The following is a 1,914-nucleotide window of genomic DNA, read 5'->3' on the forward strand; positions in this document are numbered from 1 at the left end:
AACAGGAACTGCTGATCACGATTCACCGGACGATATCCCTTGGCCACCAACACATTATCCAAGAAATCCCAGGCCAGGGCGCCGTGACACGCTGATCAGCCGCCGGGATTTTGCAACAGCCCCCCGGACGTTAACAAGTACTCACGGGTGGCGGAGCCGCAAAGCCTCGACCACCACGTCCGGCCGGTCCTCGGGCATCAACGTGTAGCTGTCCTCGACCTCCCGCAGTCGGGCGTTCGGGTACAGCTCGGCCAGCCGCCGACCGTGGTCGCGGGGCATCACCTTGTCCTCGACCGCCCACAGCACGAGGATCGGCCGGTCGAAGTTCCGGTTCGCTTCCGCCCATTCCAGCAGCGTCGACTTGGGCGGCAGCGACGTCGTGTACTTGCGCAGGTCCCGGCGTATGCGGCGATCGGTGGTGGCGGGACGGAACCAGCCGTCCATCACCGCTTTCGGTACGGGCCGCTTGCTCATCCAGCCCCACGCCGCGGGAGCGCGGCGCATCGCCTGGAATCGCAGCGCCTGCATGGTCAGGGCGAGGCCACCGGGGACCGCCGCCGCGAGGCCGATCGCACGGCCGGGAATCCCCGGCGGATAGTTGTCGAACGCCTCGCACGGGGTGAGGACGAGGGCCCCGACGCGGCTGGTGTCGCCGAGCGCGATCAGCACCTGCGCGCCGCCCCAGTCGTTCTGCACGAGGGTGACGTCGGTCAGGTCGAGTTTCTCGAGGAACTCGCCGATGAGCAGTCCGAGGCCGCGCAACGAGAGGTCGGCGTCGGCGCGCATCGGGATGCGGTGCGCGCCGAGCGGGAGGGTGGGGAGAACACAGCGGAAGTCCGGGACGAGTCGCTCCACCACGTGCCGCCACACGGTGCCGTCGATCGTCAGGCCGGAGATGAACACGAGGACAGGGCCGTCGCCTCCGGTGTCGTCGTACTCGACGGTGCCTGCGGAGAGTTCGATCTGCTTCATGGCGCTCACTCCATTTGATAGATCGTTCTACTGAGAATCACGTTACGATGAGGTGCGCACCGAGCACAACGGTCGGAGGCCGAAAAGTGAACGACACCAAGGCCCGGATCCTCGGCACCAGCAGCGACCTCTTCCGCCGCAACGGCTACACCGGGACCGGACTCAAGCAGGTCGCGACGGAGGCCCGTGCCCCGTTCGGGTCGATCTACCACTTCTTCCCGGGCGGAAAGCAGCAGCTCGGCGAGGAGGTCATCCGCACGTCGGGCGAGGAGTACGCGCGCCTGGTGTTCTCCATCCTCGACGCGCATCCCGACATCCTCGAGGGGATCGAGGTCGGGTTCCGGCTGGCGGGCGAGACCCTGGTCGCCACCGATTACGCCGACGCCTGCCCCATCGCCACGGTCGCACTCGAGGTCGCGAGTACCAACGAGGTGCTCCGCGTCGCCACGGCGGACGTGTTCACGAGTTGGATCGACTCCGGCAGCGCGCTGCTGCGGGCCCGCGGGTTCGGCGAGGCCGATGCGAGGCGCCTGATCCTGGGGTTCGTCACCAGCCTGGAGGGCGCGTTCGTCCTCGCCCGCGCGCTCCGCAGCACCGAACCGCTCGACGCGGCCGGGGCCACCGTTCTCGCCGCCGCGCGCGCCTGCCTCTCCCCACGTGAGTGAGAAGGCGTTCCCGGACACGCTTTGCCACTCACCTGCGGGGTGTGACGGAGACCACACCGCAAAGGTGGAAGAAATCCCCGCCGGCAGTAGTTGAATCAGCAAGAACTTGAACATTCAATTACTTGCGTCGACGATCCGAGGAGTTTTCATGACCACCGCCACCGCCACCCTCCCCAACCTCACCGCCGGAACCTGGGCCATCGACACCGTCCACTCCACCGTCGGCTTCTCCGTCCGCCACCTCGTGGTCAGCAAGGTCCGCGGCACCTTCAACGAC

General features: G+C 67.2%; 3 protein-coding genes. 2 read left to right on the forward strand and 1 reads right to left on the reverse strand.

The annotated features are described in order from the left end of the window. Positions 1-141: 141 nt before the first annotated feature. The gene (locus CA951_RS42130) at positions 142-972 is read right to left on the reverse strand and encodes an alpha/beta fold hydrolase (RefSeq protein WP_087562476.1); all 831 of its coding nucleotides are present in this window, start codon (positions 970-972) and stop codon (positions 142-144) included. Positions 973-1,058: 86 nt separating this feature from the next. Here CA951_RS42130 and CA951_RS42135 point away from each other — a divergent pair, with 86 nt between their 5' ends. Together CA951_RS42135 and CA951_RS42140 are read left to right on the forward strand one after the other, a co-directional pair. Continuing rightward, on the forward strand, positions 1,059-1,637 hold the full coding sequence (locus CA951_RS42135; RefSeq protein ID WP_087562477.1) for a TetR/AcrR family transcriptional regulator: 579 nt from the start codon (positions 1,059-1,061) through the stop codon (positions 1,635-1,637). A 148-nt stretch (positions 1,638-1,785) separates the two neighbouring features. Continuing rightward, on the forward strand, positions 1,786-1,914 hold a 129-nt coding region (locus tag CA951_RS42140), incomplete at its 3' end, for a YceI family protein (protein ID WP_143543224.1).

It is taken from the genome of Rhodococcus sp. NCIMB 12038 (assembly GCF_002165735.1).
In the GTDB taxonomy this organism is placed as follows: domain Bacteria; phylum Actinomycetota; class Actinomycetes; order Mycobacteriales; family Mycobacteriaceae; genus Rhodococcus_F.

What these genes read in the sequence shown, in the direction of transcription:
- CA951_RS42130 (WP_087562476.1), bottom strand. Translation starts at nt 972, where the DNA reads ATGAAGCAGATCGAACTCTCCGCAGGCACCGTCGAGTACGACGACACC.